Raw genomic sequence first — 20,162 nt, 5'->3', positions numbered from 1 at the left:
GCCTTGCTCCCACACCCCCTGGCCACAGGTCGGTGGGACTCACCCTCCCTACATTCCCCCGGGCCGCCCTGCGGCCCACACCCAAAGTACCGCGCCCGTCGACAGCGCAGTCCTACTCCCAAACTGCCGCGCCGAACCAACCCGCCCAAAGCACCCGCCAACTGCCTCCAAGGCAGCGTATGACGGGGCCTGGCGCATTTCGATAATCGCCTCCGACATCCCGTCCCACGTCGCGGAGCGCGCCATGCACAACAATAAAAATACCCGCCACCGTTTTTTGCCTGCGGTCATCGCCAGTCTTTCGACATTCGGCCTGACGCCCTGGGCCCAGGCCGAAATCATGCTGTACGACAAAGACCAGACCACCTTTTCCACCGACGGCTACATCAACGCCTTCTACGTCAACAGTGACGTGGACCGGGCAGGGGAGCAGTACGACCGGCGCCAGGCGCGGGTCAAGATGGGCTTCTTGCCCAACTACCTGGGCTTCAACATGGGCAAGCAGGTCGATGACCTCAAGCTGGGCGCCCGTGCTTCGTTCTGGGTGACCATCAACGACAGTGAAACCAATGGCACCGACACCGCCATCGACGTGCGGCAGTTCTACGGCACCGTCGCCAACCCGGAGTGGGGCGAGGTCTTGATCGGCAAGGACTTCGGCCTGTTCGCCCGCTCCAACATCCTGCTCGACGAACTGCTGGCCGGGTATGGCCAGGTCAGCGATACGCTGGGGTTGGTGGACGGCGGTGGAGTCTCGTTCGGCAACATCGGCAGCGGCTACCCGTACCCGTTCCCGACCTCGCAGATCACCTACCGCACGCCAGTGATGGACGGGTTGCGGGTGGCGGTGGGCATCATGGACCCGGTGGACACCAACGACAACAGCGCCACCGGCAAGGCCTACCAGGAAAACCCGCGCACGGAGAGCGAAATCACCTACCAGTTCGACCTGGGCGGGGCGAAGATCTACAGCTGGCTCAACGGCAGCTACCAGACCTCGGACAACACCGATTCCAACGTCGACACGGTGACCTCCAAGGGCCTGGGCTACGGCGTGCAGGCCAAGATGGGCGGGTTCTCGCTGACCGGCTCGGGGTTCCAGGCCAAGGGCATCAACCCGTTCTTCACCAACAATGCCGGTGAAGCCACCTTGCGCAATGTCGACAGCAAGGGCTACCTGTTGCAGGGTTCGTACAAACTGGGCAAGAACCGCCTGGCGCTGTCCTACGGCAAGACCGACGACGACGGCAACGGCGTGGTGGGCAGCGGCGCCGACTATGAGACCCGCGGTATCGCGTTGTTCCACGACGTCAACGACAACCTCAAGCTCGTGGCCGAGTACAACCAGTTCGAAATCAACGGCCACGACACCAGCGCCCAGAATGAGGACACCGATACGTTCGCGGTGGGGGCGGTGCTTACCTGGTGAGGGTTGGATTCGTTGGACCCGGCGCCGTCTGTGGGAGCAAGGCTTGCCCGCGATAGCCGCGCCGCGGTTCAACGGCTAAACCGCATTATCGTTCATCGCGGGCAAGCCTTGTTCCCACAGGCTTTGCTCCAGGGGCTGCGCATCAGCCCCATTTTTTCAATGCGAAGTCCCCTCGGCGAACTCGATCTTGTTCCCCACGTTGTACTTGCCCGAAGGCTTGTTCATGGGCAGGCGCTTGATCTCCTGGAGGGTGTTGCTGTCGTAGACGATCAGCGCGCCATCGGTGGCCCAGATGCTCAACAGCAGGTAGCGTCCGTCGCGGGTAAATTCGACATGGGCGGCGGTCTTGCCGGGCATCGGGCGCAGGGTGTGGGCGATGTCCAGGGTCTGTTTGTCGATCAGGTGGATGGCGTCGTTGTCGGGGCCGAAAAACACGTCGGTCCAGGCGTAGCGCGAGTTGGCGTGGCTGCGCAGGAAGAAGCCCGGTCCCAGGGTCGGGATCTGCTTGATGACCTTCCAGCTGTCGAGGTCGATCACCGAAACCAGTCCCTTGCTGATGTTCGGCGTCGCCAGCACCCAGTGTCCATCGCGCCGCCAATAGGTGCCCGAGCCCAGGTGGGGCATGCCTGGCAGGGCGATGTCCGTGACCACCCGGCCCGTGTCGAGGTCGATGACCTGGCCGCCCTGGGCCTTGCGCGAGGTGGCGAGCAACTGCCGGTAATCCGGCGAGAAGGAAAAGTCATCCAGGTAGTCCTCGGCGTCGATGCGCCTTGGCACGAAATCCGGGTCCGGGCCGGTGGGCAGTTCCCAGACCTCCTTCACATCCTTCAAGGCAACGATGAAGCTGTTGCGTGGCGGCGCGGTGTACACCGCACTGACTCGCGAGGCCAGTCCGTCGCGGCCCACGGTGGCGATGGTCTTGACCAGCGACAGGTCCCGGGCGTCCAGGACCGCCAGGCTGCCGGGCAGGTAGTTGCCCACCAGGACCCAGCGACCGTCCTTGCTCACCGCCAGGTTGCGGGTATTGAGCCCGGCGCGCACTTCGGCGATCAGCTTGAGGTTGTGCAGGTCATACAGGCTGATCCAGCCATCCCGGGACGCCAGGTAGACGAAGCGGCCATCCGGGGAAAACTTCGGCCCGCCGTGCACGGCGAAGTGCGAAGCGAAGCGGGCGAGCACCTCGAAGCGGTCGCCATCGACCACATCGACGTGGTGGTCACCCGCTTCCACCACCACGAACAGGTTCAGCGGGTCGGCCTTGTGCTGGGGCGTGCTCGGCAGGCGGGCGAGGTCCTCCAGCACCCGGTGGCTGCGGCGGATGTCATCCTCGTTCCAGCGCGGCTCCACGGCGGGCGGACGCTGGAGGTACTGGACCAGGCCTTCGATCTGCGCGGCATCGAGCACTGCACCGAACGCCGCCATCTGGCTGGCCGGACGCCCCTGGGCAATGACCTCGCGGATCTCGTCGGGCTTGATCCGGCTCAGGCTCTGGGGCAACAGGGCCGGGCCGGCCCCGCCGATGCGGTTCTCGCCGTGGCACTGTTGGCAGTGCTGCTGGTAGTTGCGCTCGGCCAGGTCCAGGTCCGGCGTCGCGGCCGTGGCGCCCTGGGCCGCGCCGATCCATAGCCAGGCCAGCCACCACCCGCCTTTCACAGCGCCACCTTCGCGGCAGCGGGGCGGACCCGCGCCACCGGGTGAAGGTGGGCCGGATGGTGCAGCGGCTGGTGGGCGAACAAGTCCACCACCTTGCCGATCACCGTCAGGGTGGGCAGGCCATCGGCACACGTCAGCGCCAGGCCCGGCAATTGCTCGACGGTGCCGCGCAGCACTTGCTGGTCGGGGCGCGTGCCGTTGCTGATCAAGGCCGCCGGGGTCTGCGCAGGCAGGCCGGCGTCGATCAACCGCGTGGCGATGGTGCCCAGGTTTGACAAGCCCATGTAGAACACCAGGGTCTGGCTGTCATCCGCCAGGCTTTGCCAAGGCAAGTCCAGCTCACCTTCGCGTTGCAGGTGGCCGGTGATGAACCGGCAGGAGTTGACGAAGTCCCGGTGGGTCAAGGGAATGCCGGCGTAGGCCGTGCACCCGGCCGCGGCGGTGATGCCCGGCACCACCTGGCAATCGATGTTGCGGGCCAGCAGGTACTCCAGCTCCTCGGCGCCACGGCCGAAGATGAACGGGTCGCCGCCCTTGAGCCGGACCACGCGCTGGCCCTGGTCGGCCAGATCGGCCAGCAGTTCGTTGATCTGCGCCTGGGGCAGGCTGTGGCAGCCGGCGGCCTTGCCGACGTAATGCCGGGCGCAGGTCAGTGGAATCAGGCCCAGCAGTTGCGGGCTGATCAAGCGGTCATAGACCACGGCGTCGGCCTGCATCAACAGGCTCCAGGCCCGCAAGGTGAGCAGGCCCGGGTCACCGGGTCCGGCACCGACCAGGGCGACTTCACCGGGTCTGAACGGCGATTGCAGGGCAACGGGTAGAACGATGGGGGCGGGCATGGGACTTCCTTGGTTCGGGAGCGAGTTCGCCTTCGGTTCAGCGGGCGACAGGCAGCGCAAGGCTGGGAATGGCGTGCAGGCCGATTTCGTCGTCGCTGAGGTGGCAACCGGGGTCCTGGCCCCACAGGTCGCCGTCGGCCCAGGCGCGGGTGCGGGTATTGCCGTTGCAGATGGCCAGCCAGCGGCATTGCCCACAACGGCCGCCTACGGCCCGTGGATGTTCACGCAGTTTCAGCAGCAGCGCGTCGGGGCGTTCGAGCCAGAGTGTCTTGAACGGTGTCCGGCGGACATTGCCCACCGAGTGCTGCCACCAGTAGGTGTCGGGATGGACCTCGCCGGTGTTGTCGATATTGGCGATGCCGCTGCCCGATGCGTTGCCGCCCCAGGCCCTTAGCATCCGCTCCAGGGCTGTGTAGTGGTGGGGCAGCCGGCGGGCGACCCATTGCAGCAGCAGGATGGCATCGGCGTCGTTGTTGCCGCTGACGAAATCACTGTCGCGACCCTGCTCGATGTCGCTCCAGGCCCGTTCGAAGATCGAGGCCATGGCCTCGCGGCTCATTTGCTGGTGGGCGTCGAGCTTGCGGCTGCGCTTGCCCCGGCCGCTGTAGTTGAGGTGCGACAGGTAGAATTTCTGCACATCGTATTCGTTCATCATGTCCAGCAGCCGCGGCAGCTGGGCGTGGTTCTGCTGGGTGAGGGTGGTGCGCAACCCGACCCGGATCCCTTGCTGGCGACAGAGCCGGATGGCCGCCATGGAGGCGGCGAAACTGCCCTTGAGCTGGCGGAATTCATCGTGGGTCGCCTCCAGGCCATCGATGCTGATGCCGACATAGTCGAACTGCGCCGCGGCAATCTGCTCGATGTTGCTGGCGTCGATCAGCGTGCCGTTGCTGGACAGGGCGAGGAAGAACCCCTTGCCCCGCGCGTAGGCGCAGAGCTCGAACAGGTCGTCGCGCAGCAACGGTTCGCCGCCCGAGAGGATCAGTACGCGCACGCCGGCGTCATGCAGGTCGTCGATCACCTGGAGGGCCGCCGGGGTGTCCAGTTCGTCGCGAAACACGCTGTCGGCGGACGTGGCATAGCAATGCTTGCAGGTCAGGTTGCAGCGCCGCAACAGGTTCCAGATCACCACGGGTGGGCGCTCGCTGCCCGGTGGCGCGGTGCGCGGGGCCGGGCAGTGGCCGGCCAGGGCGCGCAGGTAGTGGCTGATCCTCAACATAAGGCGTTCCTTCATTGTGGGAGCAAGGCTTGCCCGCGATAAAGCTGATGCGGTCTCTCAGAAACCGATGCACCTGTTTCGCGAGCAAGCTTTGCTCCCACAGGCGCCAGGCGCAGGCCGGTTTTTTTCAGGATCCGGCTGCTCACCAGCATGTCATCGGCGGCACAGGCATCCCCCAGCAGGTAGCGCAGGTGATCGCGGTAGCTGTCGATTTCCTCGCGGCTGCGGCCATGGACCATGGCGAACAGGTTGTAGCGCCAGCCAGGCCGGCGCGGACGCCGGTAGCAATGGCTGACGAAGGGTTGCGCGCCCAGCAGCGCACCGAGGCGCGGCAGGTCGGCGTCAGCCACGTCCCAGACCGTCATGCCGTTGTGGCGATAGCCCAGGCGATAGTGATTGGGCACGGCGGCGATGCGCCGGATCGCGCCGTCGGCCTGCAGGCGCTTGAGCAGGTCGAGGGTCGACTCCACGCTCAAGCCCAGTTGCTCGGCCAGCCAGCCCCACGGGTCTTCGAGCAGCGGCAGGCCTTCCTGGGTCAGCTCCACCAGGCGCAGCGCCAGCCGCGATTCAGAGGGGGAAATACAGGCCGACATGGTAGGTCTCCTCTTTGGGCAGGTTCAGCGGCACCAGGCCGGTCAGGCGCTCGATGCGCAGCAGGCAGTCGTGGATCGCCTGTTCGCTGGGGCACGCCAGCACGAACCACATGTTCCAGCTGTGTTCGCGGCGGTAGTTGTGGGCCACCTCGGGCATGTCCGCGAGCAGTTCGGCGATGGCGTCGAAGCGGGCTTCGGGCACCGCGAGCGCCGCCAGGGTGAAGGCGCCGCCGAGACGATCGATGTCGAACATCGGGCCGAAGCGGGTGAGGACGCCGTCGTTGAGCAACTCGTGCAGGCGATCGAGCAATTGCGCAGGGCTGCTGTCGAGTTCGCCGGCCAGCACCTGCCAGGGATGGCGCACCAGCGGCAGGCCCAGTTGCAGGCGGTTGATCAGGCGCCGGTCCAGGTCATCCATGGGTGCGGGCTCCCGCCGGTGGGGCGAAGCGTCCGCCGCATTGCTTGAACAGGTGCGTGCTGAACAGCAATTGGTGTGGCAGGTCGTCCAGCAGGTGTTGGGCCAGCAGCGCCTGGACCTGGGCCTCGACGCGTTCACGCTGGCGCCCGTGGATCATGCAGAACAGGTTGTACTGCCACTGGGGCAGGCGCCGGGGGCGCTGGTAGCACAAGCTGATGCCGGCGGCCTGGCCGAGGCGACGCCCGACCTCGTCGACCAGCGCATCCGGCACATCCAGCACCAGCATGGCGTTGGCGGTGAAGCCCAGGGCCCGGTGATTGACCACCAGGCCGACGCGCCGGAACAGGCCCTGTTCGTGCCACTGCTGCACATGGTCGAGGACTTGTTGCTCGCTGGCCTCGATCTGTTCGGCCAGGGCCTGGAACGGCCGTGGTGTCAGCGGCAGGCCGGTTTCCAGCGCGCGGCGCAGCGCCAGCGCCTGTTGCTCACTCAAGGGGTTTTGCATGGGTGGCCTCCAGGGCGAAGCCCAGGTCGATGCGGTAGGCGGTCAGCATGGGCAGGTCCAGCGGCGCCAGGCCGGTGTCGTGTTCCAGCTCCTGGAGGATGGTGTCCAGGTGGGCGCGGTTCGGACCGGTCAGCACGAACCAGAGGTTGTAGCGGTGCTCGCGGGCGTAGTTGTGATTGACTTCCGGGTACTGGCTGATGCGCGCCGCGACCTGGTGCAGGCGCTCGGCAGGCACCGCCAGGGCGGCGAGGGTGCTGGCCCCGGCGCGGGTGTGCTCGAACACCGGGCCGATTCGCGACAACGTGCCATCCCGTTCCAGTGAGCGCAGGCAATCGAGCACCTGGGTCTCGCTGCAGTCCAGGGCCTCGGCCATGGCCCGGTAGGGTTCGGCGCACAACGGCAGGCCATGCTGGAAACGATCGATCAGGCGCCGGGCCAATGGGCTTGCAGTCATGCTCAATACCCCGGTTTGTGCGCGCGGCTGCTGAAGAAAATGCCGCTGGGGCTCAGCGCCGGCAGCCGGCCCAGGCGTTCGAGCCGATACGGGTCCCAGACCTGCACGTCGCCGCCGTCCCGGGCCGACAGCCACAGTTGGTCGCCCCGGGCGGTGAACTCCATGTGCAGCACCGCCGGCCCTGGCCGCAGGTCCGCGACGATGGCGTGGGTCTGGGTGTCGATGACCTGGACGCGGTCGTTGTCCGGGTAGGCGAAGTTGACCCACAACTGCCGGCCGTCCGGGCGGGCGGTGACGAACACCGGCTGCCCGGCCACCGCGATGGCATCGGTCTGTCGCCAGTCGCGGGCATCCATCACCAGCACCTGGTGATGGCCGACGGCGGGCACGAAGGCTTGCTGGTCGGCGATGGCCCAGCCTTCCAGATGAGGCATCTTGTACACCGGCAGCCGGGCCTGGCCGCGCCCGTAGTGCCCGAGCACACGCTTGACGCCGAGCTCCGGATGCCAGAGGTCGAGTTGGGCCATGCCGTCTTCGCCGAACAGCCCGGCCATGTAGTAGCGCCCGTCCGGGGAGATCAGCGCGTCGTAGGGTTGCTGGCCGATGGCCGTGAAGCGCTGGATGCGCGGGCTGAGGCCTTGGCTGAAGTCGGCGGTCCAGATCTCGCCAGTGTCGAACAGGCTGAACACGAAACGCTGTCCCGGGGCATCCACCAAGCCGACTACCCGCGAGCGCTTCTGGCCATCAGGCAAGGGGGTGGCGGGGATGTCGGCGACCTGTTCCAGGGTTCGCGCATCGAACACCTTGACGCCGCCGGGCTCATAGTTGGAGACGGCGATCAGCTTGCCGTCCTGGCTGATCGCGCCGCCGATGCTGTTGCCGCCCTGGACAATGCGTTTGTCGATGCGCGCGGTCAGCAGATCGATCTTGCTCAAGCCACCGTCGCGGCCGAATACGTAGGCATAGCGCTGGTCGCGGGAGAACACCACCGAGGCGTGGGACAGGTCGCCCAGGCCTTCGACGCGGGCGAGGGCGGTGCGGGTGTCGCTTTCGATGATTTGCAGGCTGCCCGTGGCGCGTTCCACCACCACGCCCAGGTCGCCGGTCCCGCGAAGCGGTGCCTGGGCGCAGGCGCAGAGCAACAGGGCGAGGGCGGACGAGGACAGCAGGGCACGGATCATGAGGCGGGTTTTCCTTGAAGAAGCCGGTCCACCAGCCAGCGGATGTCGTCGGGTCCGAGCAGGGCTGCCCAGCCAGGCATGGCACTGCCGGGGCGGCCCAGGGTGACGGTGGCGATGAGGCTGTCGCGGGACTTTCCGGCCAGCGCGGCATGGGTCAGCGGTGGACCGAGGCCGCCGGTCAGGTACAGGCCATGGCAGGCGCCACAGTCCTGGTCCAGCAGGTGTTGCAGTTGGGCCTGGCGCTGGCTGTCGGGAGCGGCCAGCACGCAGGAGGAGAAAACAAGGAGGAGGGTGGTTATCAAGATTGCAGCGTTGTGTCGTTCCATGACGTCCTCCGAATCGAGAAATAAAGTGAGTACCCCTGTGGCGAGGGGATTTATCCCCGCTGGGCCGCAAAGCGGCCCCAAAGAAGCCGAATGCAGTTTTGCCTGACACACGTCGGTGGCAGGTTTTAGGGCCGCTTCGCAGCCCAGCGGGGATAAATCCCCTCGCCACAGGGGTGTTTCCTCCGGGTTACTTAAGGGTCAACACCCACGCCGCGAGGATCTTGGCTTCTTCTTCGGTCACGGGGTTGGCCGGCATCGGCATGGGGCCCCAGTTGCCTTGCGTACCTTCCTTGATGTGCTTGGCCAGCACGTCCTGCGCGCCGGGGACGCTGGCGTTCTTCGCCGCGACGTCCTTGAGGGCCGGGCCCACTACCTTGGTGTCGATGGAGTGGCAGGCCGCGCAGGGCTTGCTCTTGAACAGCGTCGGGCCGTCTTCGGCCAGGGCCGGTTGCAGGCTGGCGGCGGCCGTCAGGGCCAGTGCGATCAGAATAGGCTTCATGGTTTTTCCTCTTATTGATGGAGCTCAATAGATGTCGTGTTGGGTGTTGTAGACGTTGAATTTGCCGGTGGGCGTGATCAGTCGCTTGTCCTTGATCACGTTCTTGACCTTGAGGGTCTTGTCGTCGATCACCACCAGGGCCGACTCGTCGTCCTGGCCGCTCCAGACCGAGAACCAGACCTCGTCGCCGGCCTTGTTGTATTCCGGCTGCACCACCCGCAGGGCGCCTTTCTGGATGCCGGCGTACTCGGCGATCGGCAGCACGGTGTAGCCGGCGTCGAGCTTGTCGATGTTGAACACGGCGACCGACTGGCTGAGCTTGGCGTCCGGGCTCAAGGTGGTGTCGACATACAGGTGCCGGGACGCGGGGTGAGTCTTGATGAACAGCGAACCGCCACCCTGGCCTTGCAGCGAGCCGACCTGTTTCCAGGCGTATTGCGGGTGGTTGACCGGGTCGGTGCCGATCAGCGAGACGCCGGCATCGCCCAGGTGACTGGTGGCCCACACCGGACCGTAGAGCGGATGGTTGAAGTTGGCGCCGCGTCCCGGGTGCGGGGTCTTGCCGACGTCCACCAGGGCGGTGAGCTTGCGCTCCTTGGAGTCGATCACCGCGACTTTGTTGGAATTGTTGGCGGCCGTCATGAAGTAGCGATGGCTGCTGTCCCAACCGCCGTCATGGAGGAACGGCGCGGCGTCGATGCTGGTGATGGTGAGGTTCTTGATGTCCTGGTAATTGACCAGCATCACCTTGCCGGTTTCCTTGACGTTGACGATGAACTCGGGCCATTCGTGGGAGGCGATGATGGCTGCGACGCGCGGTTCGGGGTGGTACTGCTGGGTGTCGACGGTCATGCCCCGGGTGGAGACGATCTGCTTGGGCTCCAGGGTCTCGCCGTCCATGATGGTGAACTGCGGCGGCCAATAGGAACCGGCGATGGTGTACTTGTCTTCATAGCCCTTGAACTTGGAGGTTTCCACCGAGCGCGCCTCGATGCCCACCTTGATTTCGGCGACCTTGGTCGGCTCTTTCGGCCACAGGTCGATCATGTCGATCTTGGCGTCGCGGCCGATCACCAGCAGGTAGCGCCCCGACGCCGAGATGCGTGAGATGTGCACCGCGTAGCCAGTGTCGATCAGCTTGACGATCTTCTTGCTGTCGCCGTCGACCAGGGCGATCTTGCCGTCGTCGCGCAGGGTCACCGAGAACAGGTTCTGCAGGTTGAGGGTGTTGAGTTGGCGGGTCGGCCGGTCTTCGGGCTTGACCAGCACCTTCCAGGTCTTGAGGGTTTCGGCCATGCCCCATTCCGGTGGCGTCGGCGGGGTGTGCTGGATGAACTTGGCCATCGTCGTGATCTGGTCTTTGGTCAGCGCGTTGGACGTGCCCCAGTTGGGCATGCCGGCGGCCGAGCCGTAGGTGATCAGCGCCTCCAGGTAGGCTTGGCCACGGGCCTGGGTGATGTCCGGTGTCAGGGGCTTGCCGGTGGCGCCCTTGCGCAGCACGCCGTGGCAGCCGGCGCAGCGCTGGAAGTAGATTTCCTTGGACGAGTCGAAGTCGGCCTGGCTCATCTCCGGCGCGCCTTCGGTCTTGACCATGCGCGGCTGGTCCGGCGTGGGGGCCTGGTTGGCAAAGGCGTGGGCGGCGACCAGGGTCGTACATAACGCCCCGACCTTCAGGACCCACGATTTTTTGTCGCTGATCAGCATTCCATTTCTCCTCAGGCATGACCCGCGTGATGTGCCGCAACGGGCGTTCGGCGCGCAGGTTCTGGGTGCCTTGCAAGGCTATGCCCAGGCCAGTGGTTGGTCGCTTGACGGCGATCAAGTTTGCCGGTCGCGGTCCTTGCCAGGTTGTCGCAGGGGCCCTTAGCGTGATGGCTAATCGAGTTGCCTGATCAGGTCCCGTCATGAACGCAATCCACTCCCTGCAACAGCCGGACGAACCCTTCTACCAGCCCCAGGACAACGAGCAGGCGATGTTCGAACAGGCCTGGCAGCACCGCATGCCCGTGCTGATCAAGGGCCCCACCGGTTGCGGCAAGACCCGCTTCGTCCAGCACATGGCCCATCGCTTGAAACTGCCGCTGTACACCGTGGCCTGCCACGACGACCTGAGCGCCGCCGACCTGGTCGGCCGCCACCTGATCGGCGCCCAGGGCACCTGGTGGCAGGACGGCCCCTTGACCCGTGCCGTGCGCGAGGGGGGCATCTGTTACCTGGACGAGGTGGTCGAGGCGCGGCAGGACACAGCGGTGGTGTTGCACCCGTTGGCCGATGACCGTCGCCAGCTGTACCTGGAGCGCACCGGCGAAGTGCTCCAGGCGCCGCTGTCGTTCATGCTGGTGGTGTCGTACAACCCTGGTTACCAGAACCTGCTCAAAGGCATGAAGCCCAGCACCCGCCAGCGTTTCGTGGCGATGCGCTTCGGCTATCCGACGGTCGCCGACGAGGAACGCATCGTCGCCCGCGAGGCCGGCGTCGAGTTGCCCCTGGCCGCCCAGGTGGTGCGGTTGGGGCAGGCGCTGCGCCGGCTCGACCAGCATGACCTGGAAGAGGTGGCCTCCACGCGGTTGCTGATTTTCGCCGCGCGCATGATCGGTGCCGGGATGGACCCGCGCCAGGCGTGCCTGGCCTGCCTGGCCGAACCCCTGAGCGACGATGCGCAGACGGTTGCCGCGCTGATGGACGTGGTCGATGTCCACTTCGGCTGAAACCCGTGGCACGCCCCGGCGCCTGCCGGGGGACCTGGCGATGTGGTTTTTCATCCTCGCCGAATTGTCGGTGTTCGCGCTGCTGATCCTCGCGTTCACCGTTGCCCAGGCGCTGTATCCGCAGGCGTTCAGCGACGGCCGCCAGTTGCTGGACCGCTCCACGGGCCTGGCGATGACCCTCAGCCTGCTCACCGCCGGGCTGTTCGCCGCGCTGGCCCAGGAGCAGGTCAGGCAAGACCGGCCGCGCCGAGGTGCGCTGTTGTTGTGTGTGGCGTTGTTGTTCGCCTGTGGCTATGTGGGGATCAAGCTCACGGAATACGCCCATCTGTTGGCCAGTGGCCTGGGGATGGAGCACGACACCTTCTTCACGTTGTACTGGATCCTCACCGCGTTCCATTTCCTCCATGTGCTGTTGGGCATGGTGATCCTCGCCTGGCTGGCCGGGGGGTGCCGGCGACGGCGTTATGGGGCGCAGCGCAACAGTGGGCTGGAATCCGGTGTGCTGTATTGGCACATGGTCGATCTGGTCTGGGTGCTGCTGTTCCCGGTTGTCTACATCCTTGATTGAACGGAGGTGCTCATGTCGGCTTCCCGTGTCTTGATCGCCTGCTGGATGCTGCTGGCCGTGTTGAGCACCGGCACCGTTGCCCTGGGCCAGGCCGCCGCCACCGGGCTGGTGCCCATTGCCATCCTGGTGGTCGCGGTGACCAAGGCCTGGCTGATCGCCGATGGCTTCATGGAGCTGCGCCATGCGCCGCGGTTGTGGCGGCGGTTGGTGCTGAGCTGGGCGGCGCTGTTGGCGGTTGTGATCGGGATCGTCGCCATCCGCACCTCCTGAACCTGCGGACGCAATATTGTGGCGAGGGGATTTATCCCCGTTGGGGCGCAAAGCGGCCCCGACATCCTGTCTGACACACCGCAGTAGCCGATACAAACTGGGGCGGCTTCGCAGCCTAGCGGTGCGGTGCGACGTTTCGCTAAATCCTGTCGCCACAAAAACCCAGCAAAACCATCGGAGATTCTTGATCGCCATCAAGCGGTTTCGAAGGGCTCGCTTCCTAGAATGAACACGCCAAGCAATGAGGAAGTGACCATGTCAGATACCTTCACCAAAGGCATGGCCAGGAATATTTATTTCGGGGGAAGCATCTTCTTCTTCCTGATATTCCTGGCCCTGACCTACCACACGGAACAGACCTTTCCAGAACGCAGCAACCAGGGGCAATTGACCGAATCGGTGATTCGCGGCAAGGGCGTCTGGGAGCGCAACAACTGCATCGGCTGCCACACCCTGCTGGGCGAGGGCGCGTACTTCGCGCCGGAGCTGGGCAATGTGGTCAACCGGCGCGGAGGCGAGGAGGCGTTCAAGCCGTTCCTGCACGCGTGGATGAAAATGCAGCCGCTGGGCGTGCCCGGTCGCCGGGCCATGCCGCAATTCAACTTGAGCGAACAGGAGGTCGACGACATTGCCGAGTTCCTCAAGTGGAGTTCGAAAATCAACACCAATGGCTGGCCGCCAAACAAGGAGGGCTGAGAGATGAGCATGGCTAATCCGCATCTGAAATTCGCCTCGCAGGCCGTTGCCAAACCTTATTTCGTGTTTGCCCTGATGCTGTTCCTGGGGCAGGTCCTGTTCGGTTTGATCATGGGCGTGCAGTACGTGGTCGGCGACTTCCTGTTCCCGCTGATCCCCTTCAACGTGGCCCGCATGGTCCACACCAACCTGCTGATCGTCTGGCTGCTGTTCGGCTTCATGGGCGCGGCGTACTACCTGATACCGGAAGAGGCGGACCGCGAGCTGCACAGCCCGAAACTGGCGCTGGTGCTGTTCTGGGTGTTTGCCGCCGCCGGGGTGATGACGATCCTGGGCTACCTGTCGGTGCCGTATGCGACCCTGGCGAAAATCACCGGCAACGACCTGTTGCCCACCATGGGCCGTGAGTTCCTCGAACAGCCCACCATCACCAAGATGGGCATCGTGGTGGTCTGCCTGGGGTTCCTCTACAACATCGGCATGACCCTGCTCAAGGGGCGCAAGACCACCGTGAGCATGGTCATGATGACCGGCCTGATCGGCCTCGCGGTGTTCTTCCTGTTTTCCTTCTACAACCCGGAAAACCTCGCCCGCGACAAGTACTACTGGTGGTGGGTGGTGCATCTCTGGGTCGAAGGCGTCTGGGAATTGATCATGGGTTCGATGCTCGCCTTCGTGTTGATCAAGATCACCGGCGTGGACCGGGAAGTGGTGGAGAAGTGGCTCTACGTGATCATCGCCATGGCGTTGATCACCGGGATCATCGGCACCGGCCACCACTTCTTCTGGATCGGCGCACCCGAGGTCTGGTTGTGGGTCGGCTCGATCTTCTCCGCGATGGAACCGCTGCCGTTCCTGGCGATGGTGATCTTCGCCTTCAGCATGGTACGCAACCGTCGTCGCCATCACCCGAACCGCGCGGCCACGTTGTGGGCCAAGGGCACCACGGTCACCGCGTTCTTCGGCGCCGGCGTCTGGGGCTTCCTGCACACCCTGGCACCGGTCAACTACTACACCCACGGTTCGCAATTGACCGCGGCCCACGGACACCTGGCCTTCTACGGTGCCTACGCGATGATCGTGATGACCTTGATCAGCTATGCCATGCCACGCTTGCGCGGCCTGGGGGAAGCTGCCGACGAACGTTCGCAGAAGCTGGAAATCTGGGGCTTCTGGCTGATGACCCTGGCGATGGTGATGATCACCTTGTTCCTGACTGCCGCGGGTGTCGTGCAAGTGTGGTTGCAGCGTTGGATGGCCGATGGCAGTGCCTTGCCGTTCATGGCCACGGTGGATCATCTGAAGCCGCTGTTCTGGGCGCGACTGGTCAGCGGCGTCGGGTTCCTGGCCGGGCTGATCTGCTACCTGTTCAGCTTTCGTCAACGCGGCCGTGCGGCCTTGCGGGCGCCGGCGGCGGTGGTGCCTTCGTGAGTCATCACAGCGACTGAGCCGGACTCATTTTGTGACGAGAGGATCTATGTGGGAGCAAGGCTTGCCCGCGATGGGGGCTATGCGGTCTATTGGAGCTCAAGGCGCCTGTTTCGCGAGCAAGCTTTGCTCCCACATGAGTCCCTCGCCACGATGGTTCGGGTTAGGAGGAGAATAACCATGGCCTTCACCCTCGAACTGGAAGAATGGGTCGGCAGCGTCTGGCACCGGTTCATCACCCGCCGCGCCAGTGCCGACTTTCCCGAGGCCCGGGTGGAGCTGATTCCCCGGCAACGCGCCCTGCACGTGCTGCTTCGCGCCACGGGCGGGGCTCGTCACCTGGGGGTGCAAGCCGTCAGCGACCGTGACCTGCTGCTGCGGCGCACCCTGCTGCAGCAGATCGCCGGCACCTGCAAACAGGTGCCTTTGGCCTGGTGCGACGGTGACAACCTGCGCCTGCCGGCGAGCCTGGCGACCTTTCCCGAGGCCGCGCTCAATGAAGACCTGTACCGCTGGCTCGCGCTGTTGGCGGCCCAGGCGGGACCGATGAAGCATTGGGGGCGGGACAACCAGCGTTGGACCCAGGCCGTGTTGCGCCGCTACCCGGCCATGGCCGTGCGTTACCGGCGGCTGGTGGAGGCGCACCTGTCCCTGCGTCCCGACCCCGCCACGCTCGACAGCGCCGAGGCCGCCCTGGAGCGCGCCTTGTGCCAGGCGTTGCGCGAGCCCGGCAGTGTCGAGCACTTTCCCCGCAGTGAACGGGCGGCCTGGCCGCTGCCGTTGTGGCTGTATCCGGCCCAGTCGCTGGCCAATCCCCAGGCCGCCGACCTTGAAGAATCCGAGCAGTACCTGGCGACACCGCCCGGAGAGCAGCAGGGCGGTCGCAAGCGTGCCGAGCGGATCGACGACAGCACCCGCGATGGAGGGCTGCTGGTCGTTCGCCTGGAAAACCTGTTCAGTTGGACCGAGCACGTGGATCTGGATCGCTGGGCGGATGACAGCGAAGATCCGGATGCCGCCCGCGTCGCCGAAGACCTCGACCAATTGACCCTGTCGCGCACCCGCTTGCGCAAGGGCGGCGGCTTGAAACTGCACCTGGACTTGCCGCCCGCCGAAGTGGATGACATCCCCCTTGGCGACGGCATCCTGTTGCCGGAATGGGACTACCGCAAGCAACACCTGCAAGCGGATTTCGTCCGTGTGCAGACCTTCGTGCCGCGCGATTGCCAGGCCCAGCCGCTGCCGGCTCGCCTGCGTCCTTCGGCCCTGCGCCTGCGCCGCCAGTTCGAACACCTGCGCAACGACCGACAATGGTTACGCCAGCAAACCCAAGGCGCGGAACTGGACCTGCAAGCCTGGCTGGATTTCCATGTCGAGCGCCAGCATGGCCCATGCAGCGAGCGCGGCCTGTTCATGGAGCAACGCCAGACCCGCCGCGACCTGGCCTGCCTGCTGCTGGCCGATCTGTCGATGTCCACCGACGCCCACCTCAACGACGAGCACCGGGTGATCGAGGTGATCCGCGACAGCCTGTTGCTGTTCGGGGAGACCCTCGCGGTGCTTGGGGACGACTTTGCCTTGTACGGGTTTTCCTCGCTACGCCGCCAGCAAGTGCGCCTGCATGAGCTCAAGGCGTTCAACCAGCGTTACGACGACCAGACCCGTGGCCGGATCCTGGCGCTCAAGCCCGGTTACTACACGCGCATGGGCGCGGCGATCCGCCAGGCCACCCAACGGTTGGCGGGCTGCAAGCGGCGGCGCAGGTTGCTTTTGCTGCTCAGCGACGGCAAGCCCAATGACCTGGACCTCTACGAAGGGCGCTACGGTGTGGAAGACACCCGCCAGGCCGTGCTGGAGGCACGGCGCCAAGGGCTGACGCCGTTCTGCATCACCATTGATCGCGAAGCGGGGGATTACCTGCCGTACATGTTCGGCGCCAACGGCTACACCTTGATCCGCCAGCCCGAGCAATTGCCCCTGCGCCTGCCACAGTTGTATCGGCAATTGACCCAGGATTAGTGGCCTGTGTGGCTGATTCGTAGACCCAAATTCGAGTGCCCGAATCAACCGTACAGGCACTAGACGATGTCGCGGGGCAGCCAGAAGAACATGACAGTGCAGAACACCGTCAGGCCGATGCAGAACCAGGTGAAGCGTCGCAGCCGCCGCTCGCTGGCCAAGGCGGCCTCGGCCGGCAGGGGCATGCCGCACTGGCGGCACTCGGTTTCATCCGCGGCATGGGCCTGTTGGCAATACAGGCAGGTGGGCCGGGTGCTCATTCGAACTGCTCCAGGCGCAGGCGATCGAGAATGGCGATCTGGCGACCGTCCTGGGTGATGATCTTTTCGTCGATCAGGCGCCGGATGATCCGCGAGAAGGTTTCCGGCTGGATCGACAGGTGCCCGGCAATCAGTTGCTTGGCCATGGGCAGTTCGAACTGGCTGTCGACGGCCTGCAGGCGCACCAGTTGCGTCAGCAGGTAGCGCACCACGCGGTGGGTGGCGTTTTTCAGCGACAGGGTTTCAATCTCGTTGACCCGCTGGTGCAGGCGCACGCAAAGCTTGGCCAGCAGGGCGAACGTCAGTCGGCCATTGCTTTGCAGCAGGCGCATGTAGGTGGCGTTGGACAAACGGTACAACTGGGTCGGCCCGACGGCTTCGGCAGAGGCGACGTAGTTGGGGGTGTCCATCAGCATCATGGCTTCAGCGAAGGTCTGGCGCTCGCCGATCACCTCGAAGACCTTCTCCTGGCCGTCCGGGGTCAGCCGATAGATCTTCACCGCGCCGGAAATCACGAAGTAGAACGCCTGGGCCGGCTCGCCCTGGCGGAACAGCGGGTCGCCCTTGTCGATGTTCAACAGTTGGCTGGAACTCATCAACTCGTCGAGCTGCTCTTCGTTCAGCGGCTCGAACAGGTGGTGGCTGCGCAGAATCTGGTGATGGACACGGTGGAGCACCATGGTGTGGATCCTTGTGATGGCAATAAATGATCGGCTTCAGACCAGGCTCAGGGACAGGCCGCTGGCAAGCGCCAGGACGCAGGCGAGCAGGACGAACCAGGTGATGGGCAGGGCGACGTGTTTCATGGGCGATTCCCGGCAATTGGCTATGCCGTCCCTGAGCAAGAGCCGGGCCATGCTGGCAGGCCTTATTTTTTGAGGACTCGAAACTGAAAGGGTAGAAATGACCCTGGCGCGACAGGGTATAAATAACCATCTCAGGGTCATAACTACCTTATTCAGTTGCAGTCCATGTGGGAGCGAGCTTGCTCGCGATACCGGCGGATCAGAAAACTCAATACTGACTGATTCAACGCCATCGCGAGCAAGCTCGCTCCCACAGGGGACTGGGGACATCTTCCACAGGGTTGAGGGCATCTTTGCGAGCGGCGCTAGCCGGTTCGGCAAGCCCCTTGCAAGTACCTGTCCGAGGCGGGAGGTTACCGATGCGCAGCTTGATCTGAGACAAGTCCAGCCGCTGTCGATAACCGATCATTCGAACCCTGGTTGGTTGTACCTCGCTGAGGGTTCAGCGAGGCAAAGGAGTGGTGTATGCAAGTGCTTGACCGTCGCAAGGCCATGGCCATCCCGCCGCTATGGCGCCTGGCGTTCCGGCCGTTTTTCCTGGCCGGGTGTGTGCTGGCGCTACTGGCGGTGCCGCTGTGGCTGGCCGCCTTCAGCGGGCGCGTGGCGGCCTGGCAACCGGCCGGTGGCTGGCTGGCCTGGCACCGTCATGAACTGCTGTTCGGCTTCGGCCTGGCGATCATCGCCGGGTTCCTGCTGACGGCGGTACAGACCTGGACGGGCACCCCGGGGCTCAGCGGCAAGCGCCTGGCGGTGCTGGCGTCGATCTGGCTGGGGGCGCGACTGGCCTGGCTGGCCGATGCCCCCTGGCCGGTGCTCGCGCTGTTGGAGCTGGGCTTTGCCCTGGCCGTCGCAGCGTGGATGGGCATTACCTTGTGGCGTGCGCGGCAAAAGCGCAACTACCCGATCGTGCTGGTGTTACTGCTGCTGGCCGCGGCCGATGGTTTGTCCATGTACGGCCTGGCCCAGCACAACGAAGGACTGCAACGGCAGAGCGTGCTCACCGGCCTGTGGTTGGTGGCGGCCATGATGGGCCTGATCGGCGGACGGGTGATTCCGTTCTTCACCCAGCGTGGCCTGGGTCGGGTAGAGGGTGTCGCGCCCTGGCCCTGGCTCGATCGCCTGTTGCTGGGCGGGTCGGCGCTGGTGGCGTTGCTGTACGCCTTCGGCCCGGCGCTGGCGGCCAATGGCGGGGTCGGCCTGGTGTTCGGTGGGTTGGCGGTGGGCCACGGGATCCGGCTGGTGCGTTGGCACGACCGGGGCCTGTGGCGCGTGCCGCTGTTGTGGTCGTTGCACTTGGCCTACGCCTGGTTGGCGCTGGCCTGCCTGGGCATGGCGCTGTGGCACTTCGGTGCGCCGGTGAGCCCGAGCCTGGCCGTGCACAGCCTGACCGTCGGCGCCATGGCCGGGTTGATCCTGGCGATGATCGCCCGAGTCAGCCTGGGCCATACCGGGCGCCCCCTGGAACCGCCGAAGGGGATGACCCTGGCGTTCGTGCTGCTGAACCTGGCGTGCCTGAGTCGGGTGTTGCTGGTGCTGCTATTGCCCGTCGCCGCGCTGTGGCTGGCCGGGTTGTGCTGGGCCCTGGCCTTCGGGCTCTATGCCTGGCGCTACGGTCCGATGCTGTTGCAGGCGCGGGTGGACGGGCACCCGGGATGAGACCATCGAGCGGAGCACAACGATGATGTATGGGGTCTTGCTGGTCACGCACCTGCTGGCGGCCATCGCTTTCATTGGCACGCTGTTTTTCGAGGTCTTCATCTGGCATGGCGCCCGCCGGCCCTTGGCCCAAGGCGTCAAGGACGCTGCCGGCCAAGCCATCGCCCAGCGCTCGCGGCATGTGTTGCACGGCGTCGTGCTGGTGCTGTACGGCGCCGGCATGGCGCTGGCCTGGCAGCATCGCGGCGCGTTGAGCCAACCGTTGAGCAACAGCTTCGGCCTGCTGCTAAGCCTGAAGATCCTGCTGGCGTTGAGCATCGTCGGTCACTATGTGTGGCTGGCGTACTGGCTCAAGCGCGGTCGCCTGACACCCAGCCGCGCTTGTTGGTTGCGCCGCAGTATCCTGGGGCACATGGTGCTGATCGTGGTGTTGGCCAAGGCGATGTTCTATTGGCAGTTTTGAGCCGTAGGGTGAAAGCGTCTGATTCAAGGGTTTGCCATAGGCTGAACACCATCAATCCCCTGTGGGAGCGAGCTTGCTCGCGATAGCGGAGGATCAGCCAACTCAATACTGACTGATCCGACGCCAACCCGAGCAATCTACCTCCCCCACGGGGCCTGGAGTGTTTGATATT

Annotated in this window: 22 protein-coding genes; 9 read left to right on the top strand and 13 right to left on the bottom strand. The window is 65.1% G+C overall.

Annotation, left to right across the window (positions count from 1 at the left end; genetic code table 11):
• Positions 1-244 precede the first annotated feature (244 nt).
• Positions 245-1,429, top strand: coding sequence for a porin (locus tag Q6A48_RS03130; RefSeq protein ID WP_304551912.1), 1,185 nt, complete (start codon positions 245-247; stop codon positions 1,427-1,429).
• 156 nt (positions 1,430-1,585) lie between these two features.
• Here the strand turns inward: Q6A48_RS03130 and Q6A48_RS03125 are convergent, their stop codons facing one another.
• The 11 genes from Q6A48_RS03125 to nirS all read right to left on the bottom strand — a co-directional run bounded on the left by Q6A48_RS03125 (position 1,586) and on the right by nirS (position 10,820).
• A complete protein-coding gene (locus Q6A48_RS03125) occupies positions 1,586-3,082 on the bottom strand; it encodes a nitrite reductase (RefSeq protein ID WP_304551911.1) in 1,497 nt (498 codons plus the stop codon).
• On the bottom strand, positions 3,079-3,921 hold the full coding sequence (gene cobA, locus Q6A48_RS03120; protein ID WP_304551909.1) for a uroporphyrinogen-III C-methyltransferase: 843 nt from the start codon (positions 3,919-3,921) through the stop codon (positions 3,079-3,081). Before cobA ends, Q6A48_RS03125 begins: the two co-directional genes overlap by 4 nt.
• 37 nt (positions 3,922-3,958) lie before the next feature.
• Positions 3,959-5,140 (bottom strand): heme d1 biosynthesis radical SAM protein NirJ, encoded by a 1,182-nt coding sequence (gene nirJ / locus Q6A48_RS03115; protein ID WP_304551908.1) that lies wholly within the window; start codon positions 5,138-5,140, stop codon positions 3,959-3,961.
• 11 nt (positions 5,141-5,151) lie between these two features.
• Complete coding sequence (gene ahbB / locus Q6A48_RS03110; RefSeq protein ID WP_304551907.1) at positions 5,152-5,733, bottom strand: siroheme decarboxylase subunit beta; 582 nt, start codon at positions 5,731-5,733, stop codon at positions 5,152-5,154.
• Entirely contained in the window at positions 5,708-6,151 is a 444-nt protein-coding gene (locus Q6A48_RS03105) for an Lrp/AsnC family transcriptional regulator (RefSeq protein ID WP_304551906.1), read from the bottom strand. The genes ahbB (Q6A48_RS03110) and Q6A48_RS03105 overlap by 26 nt, the downstream gene beginning before the upstream one ends.
• Positions 6,144-6,656: a siroheme decarboxylase subunit beta gene (gene ahbB / locus Q6A48_RS03100; protein WP_304551904.1), complete on the bottom strand. Its 513-nt coding sequence runs from the start codon at positions 6,654-6,656 to the stop codon at positions 6,144-6,146. The genes Q6A48_RS03105 and ahbB (Q6A48_RS03100) overlap by 8 nt, the downstream gene beginning before the upstream one ends.
• Positions 6,637-7,110 (bottom strand): Lrp/AsnC family transcriptional regulator, encoded by a 474-nt coding sequence (locus Q6A48_RS03095; RefSeq protein ID WP_304551901.1) that lies wholly within the window; start codon positions 7,108-7,110, stop codon positions 6,637-6,639. Before Q6A48_RS03095 ends, ahbB (Q6A48_RS03100) begins: the two co-directional genes overlap by 20 nt.
• A gap of 2 nt (positions 7,111-7,112) precedes the next feature.
• Complete coding sequence (locus Q6A48_RS03090; protein ID WP_304551899.1) at positions 7,113-8,291, bottom strand: cytochrome D1 domain-containing protein; 1,179 nt, start codon at positions 8,289-8,291, stop codon at positions 7,113-7,115.
• Positions 8,288-8,617: a c-type cytochrome gene (locus Q6A48_RS03085; RefSeq protein ID WP_304551897.1), complete on the bottom strand. Its 330-nt coding sequence runs from the start codon at positions 8,615-8,617 to the stop codon at positions 8,288-8,290. The genes Q6A48_RS03090 and Q6A48_RS03085 overlap by 4 nt, the downstream gene beginning before the upstream one ends.
• Before the next feature lie 187 nt (positions 8,618-8,804).
• Positions 8,805-9,116, bottom strand: coding sequence for a c-type cytochrome (locus tag Q6A48_RS03080; RefSeq protein WP_304551896.1), 312 nt, complete (start codon positions 9,114-9,116; stop codon positions 8,805-8,807).
• Positions 9,117-9,140: 24 nt separating this feature from the next.
• A complete protein-coding gene (nirS, locus tag Q6A48_RS03075) occupies positions 9,141-10,820 on the bottom strand; it encodes a nitrite reductase (protein ID WP_501991672.1) in 1,680 nt (559 codons plus the stop codon).
• Positions 10,821-11,089: 269 nt separating this feature from the next.
• On the opposite strand from nirS, the gene Q6A48_RS03070 reads away from it, so the two are divergent.
• The 6 genes from Q6A48_RS03070 (at position 11,090) to Q6A48_RS03045 (ending at position 16,805) form a co-directional block, all read left to right on the top strand.
• Positions 11,090-11,824 (top strand): CbbQ/NirQ/NorQ/GpvN family protein, encoded by a 735-nt coding sequence (locus tag Q6A48_RS03070; protein ID WP_369811655.1) that lies wholly within the window; start codon positions 11,090-11,092, stop codon positions 11,822-11,824.
• On the top strand, positions 11,808-12,392 hold the full coding sequence (locus Q6A48_RS03065; RefSeq protein ID WP_304551892.1) for a cytochrome c oxidase subunit 3 family protein: 585 nt from the start codon (positions 11,808-11,810) through the stop codon (positions 12,390-12,392). The genes Q6A48_RS03070 and Q6A48_RS03065 overlap by 17 nt, the downstream gene beginning before the upstream one ends.
• A 12-nt stretch (positions 12,393-12,404) precedes the next feature.
• Entirely contained in the window at positions 12,405-12,662 is a 258-nt protein-coding gene (locus Q6A48_RS03060) for a cytochrome C oxidase subunit IV family protein (RefSeq protein WP_304551890.1), read from the top strand.
• Between the two features lie 255 nt (positions 12,663-12,917).
• Positions 12,918-13,358: a c-type cytochrome gene (locus tag Q6A48_RS03055; RefSeq protein ID WP_304551889.1), complete on the top strand. Its 441-nt coding sequence runs from the start codon at positions 12,918-12,920 to the stop codon at positions 13,356-13,358.
• Between the two features lie 3 nt (positions 13,359-13,361).
• Positions 13,362-14,789, top strand: a complete 1,428-nt coding sequence (locus Q6A48_RS03050; protein WP_304551887.1) for a cbb3-type cytochrome c oxidase subunit I — start codon at positions 13,362-13,364, stop codon at positions 14,787-14,789.
• Positions 14,790-14,966: 177 nt separating this feature from the next.
• The gene (locus Q6A48_RS03045) at positions 14,967-16,805 is read left to right on the top strand and encodes a nitric oxide reductase activation protein NorD (protein ID WP_304551886.1); all 1,839 of its coding nucleotides are present in this window, start codon (positions 14,967-14,969) and stop codon (positions 16,803-16,805) included.
• A gap of 59 nt (positions 16,806-16,864) precedes the next feature.
• Here Q6A48_RS03045 and Q6A48_RS03040 read toward each other — a convergent pair whose 3' ends face one another.
• Both Q6A48_RS03040 and Q6A48_RS03035 read right to left on the bottom strand, forming a co-directional pair.
• Positions 16,865-17,065, bottom strand: a complete 201-nt coding sequence (locus Q6A48_RS03040) for a protein DnrP (protein ID WP_304551885.1) — start codon at positions 17,063-17,065, stop codon at positions 16,865-16,867.
• Entirely contained in the window at positions 17,062-17,745 is a 684-nt protein-coding gene (locus Q6A48_RS03035; protein WP_304551883.1) for a Crp/Fnr family transcriptional regulator, read from the bottom strand. The genes Q6A48_RS03040 and Q6A48_RS03035 overlap by 4 nt, the downstream gene beginning before the upstream one ends.
• Positions 17,746-18,336: 591 nt before the next feature.
• Between Q6A48_RS03035 and Q6A48_RS03030 the strand changes: the two genes are divergently transcribed.
• A complete protein-coding gene (locus Q6A48_RS03030; RefSeq protein ID WP_304551881.1) occupies positions 18,337-19,527 on the top strand; it encodes an NnrS family protein in 1,191 nt (396 codons plus the stop codon).
• Between the two features lie 25 nt (positions 19,528-19,552).
• The gene (locus tag Q6A48_RS03025) at positions 19,553-19,990 is read left to right on the top strand and encodes a hypothetical protein (RefSeq protein WP_304552314.1); all 438 of its coding nucleotides are present in this window, start codon (positions 19,553-19,555) and stop codon (positions 19,988-19,990) included.
• Positions 19,991-20,162: the final 172 nt, after the last annotated feature.

It is taken from the genome of Pseudomonas citrullilanati (assembly GCF_030580855.1).
Taxonomy (GTDB): domain Bacteria; phylum Pseudomonadota; class Gammaproteobacteria; order Pseudomonadales; family Pseudomonadaceae; genus Aquipseudomonas; species Aquipseudomonas citrulli.
The sequence above is the reverse complement of the archived record's forward strand: the minus strand, read 5'-3'. Positions and strand labels throughout refer to the sequence as shown.

What these genes read in the sequence shown, in the direction of transcription:
- Q6A48_RS03045 (WP_304551886.1), top strand. Translation starts at nt 14,967, where the DNA reads ATGGCCTTCACCCTCGAACTGGAAGAATGGGTCGGCAGCGTCTGGCAC.
- Q6A48_RS03060 (WP_304551890.1), top strand. Translation starts at nt 12,405, where the DNA reads ATGTCGGCTTCCCGTGTCTTGATCGCCTGCTGGATGCTGCTGGCCGTG.
- Q6A48_RS03050 (WP_304551887.1), top strand. Translation starts at nt 13,362, where the DNA reads ATGAGCATGGCTAATCCGCATCTGAAATTCGCCTCGCAGGCCGTTGCC.
- Q6A48_RS03070 (WP_369811655.1), top strand. Translation starts at nt 11,090, where the DNA reads ATGTTCGAACAGGCCTGGCAGCACCGCATGCCCGTGCTGATCAAGGGC.
- Q6A48_RS03085 (WP_304551897.1), bottom strand. Translation starts at nt 8,617, where the DNA reads ATGGAACGACACAACGCTGCAATCTTGATAACCACCCTCCTCCTTGTT.
- Q6A48_RS03080 (WP_304551896.1), bottom strand. Translation starts at nt 9,116, where the DNA reads ATGAAGCCTATTCTGATCGCACTGGCCCTGACGGCCGCCGCCAGCCTG.
- Q6A48_RS03130 (WP_304551912.1), top strand. Translation starts at nt 245, where the DNA reads ATGCACAACAATAAAAATACCCGCCACCGTTTTTTGCCTGCGGTCATC.
- Q6A48_RS03030 (WP_304551881.1), top strand. Translation starts at nt 18,337, where the DNA reads ATGCAAGTGCTTGACCGTCGCAAGGCCATGGCCATCCCGCCGCTATGG.
- Q6A48_RS03095 (WP_304551901.1), bottom strand. Translation starts at nt 7,110, where the DNA reads ATGACTGCAAGCCCATTGGCCCGGCGCCTGATCGATCGTTTCCAGCAT.
- cobA (WP_304551909.1), bottom strand. Translation starts at nt 3,921, where the DNA reads ATGCCCGCCCCCATCGTTCTACCCGTTGCCCTGCAATCGCCGTTCAGA.
- Q6A48_RS03065 (WP_304551892.1), top strand. Translation starts at nt 11,808, where the DNA reads ATGTCCACTTCGGCTGAAACCCGTGGCACGCCCCGGCGCCTGCCGGGG.
- ahbB (WP_304551907.1), bottom strand. Translation starts at nt 5,733, where the DNA reads ATGTCGGCCTGTATTTCCCCCTCTGAATCGCGGCTGGCGCTGCGCCTG.
- Q6A48_RS03090 (WP_304551899.1), bottom strand. Translation starts at nt 8,291, where the DNA reads ATGATCCGTGCCCTGCTGTCCTCGTCCGCCCTCGCCCTGTTGCTCTGC.
- nirS (WP_501991672.1), bottom strand. Translation starts at nt 10,820, where the DNA reads ATGCTGATCAGCGACAAAAAATCGTGGGTCCTGAAGGTCGGGGCGTTA.
- Q6A48_RS03035 (WP_304551883.1), bottom strand. Translation starts at nt 17,745, where the DNA reads ATGGTGCTCCACCGTGTCCATCACCAGATTCTGCGCAGCCACCACCTG.
- nirJ (WP_304551908.1), bottom strand. Translation starts at nt 5,140, where the DNA reads ATGTTGAGGATCAGCCACTACCTGCGCGCCCTGGCCGGCCACTGCCCG.
- Q6A48_RS03040 (WP_304551885.1), bottom strand. Translation starts at nt 17,065, where the DNA reads ATGAGCACCCGGCCCACCTGCCTGTATTGCCAACAGGCCCATGCCGCG.
- Q6A48_RS03055 (WP_304551889.1), top strand. Translation starts at nt 12,918, where the DNA reads ATGTCAGATACCTTCACCAAAGGCATGGCCAGGAATATTTATTTCGGG.
- Q6A48_RS03105 (WP_304551906.1), bottom strand. Translation starts at nt 6,151, where the DNA reads ATGGATGACCTGGACCGGCGCCTGATCAACCGCCTGCAACTGGGCCTG.
- ahbB (WP_304551904.1), bottom strand. Translation starts at nt 6,656, where the DNA reads ATGCAAAACCCCTTGAGTGAGCAACAGGCGCTGGCGCTGCGCCGCGCG.
- Q6A48_RS03025 (WP_304552314.1), top strand. Translation starts at nt 19,553, where the DNA reads ATGTATGGGGTCTTGCTGGTCACGCACCTGCTGGCGGCCATCGCTTTC.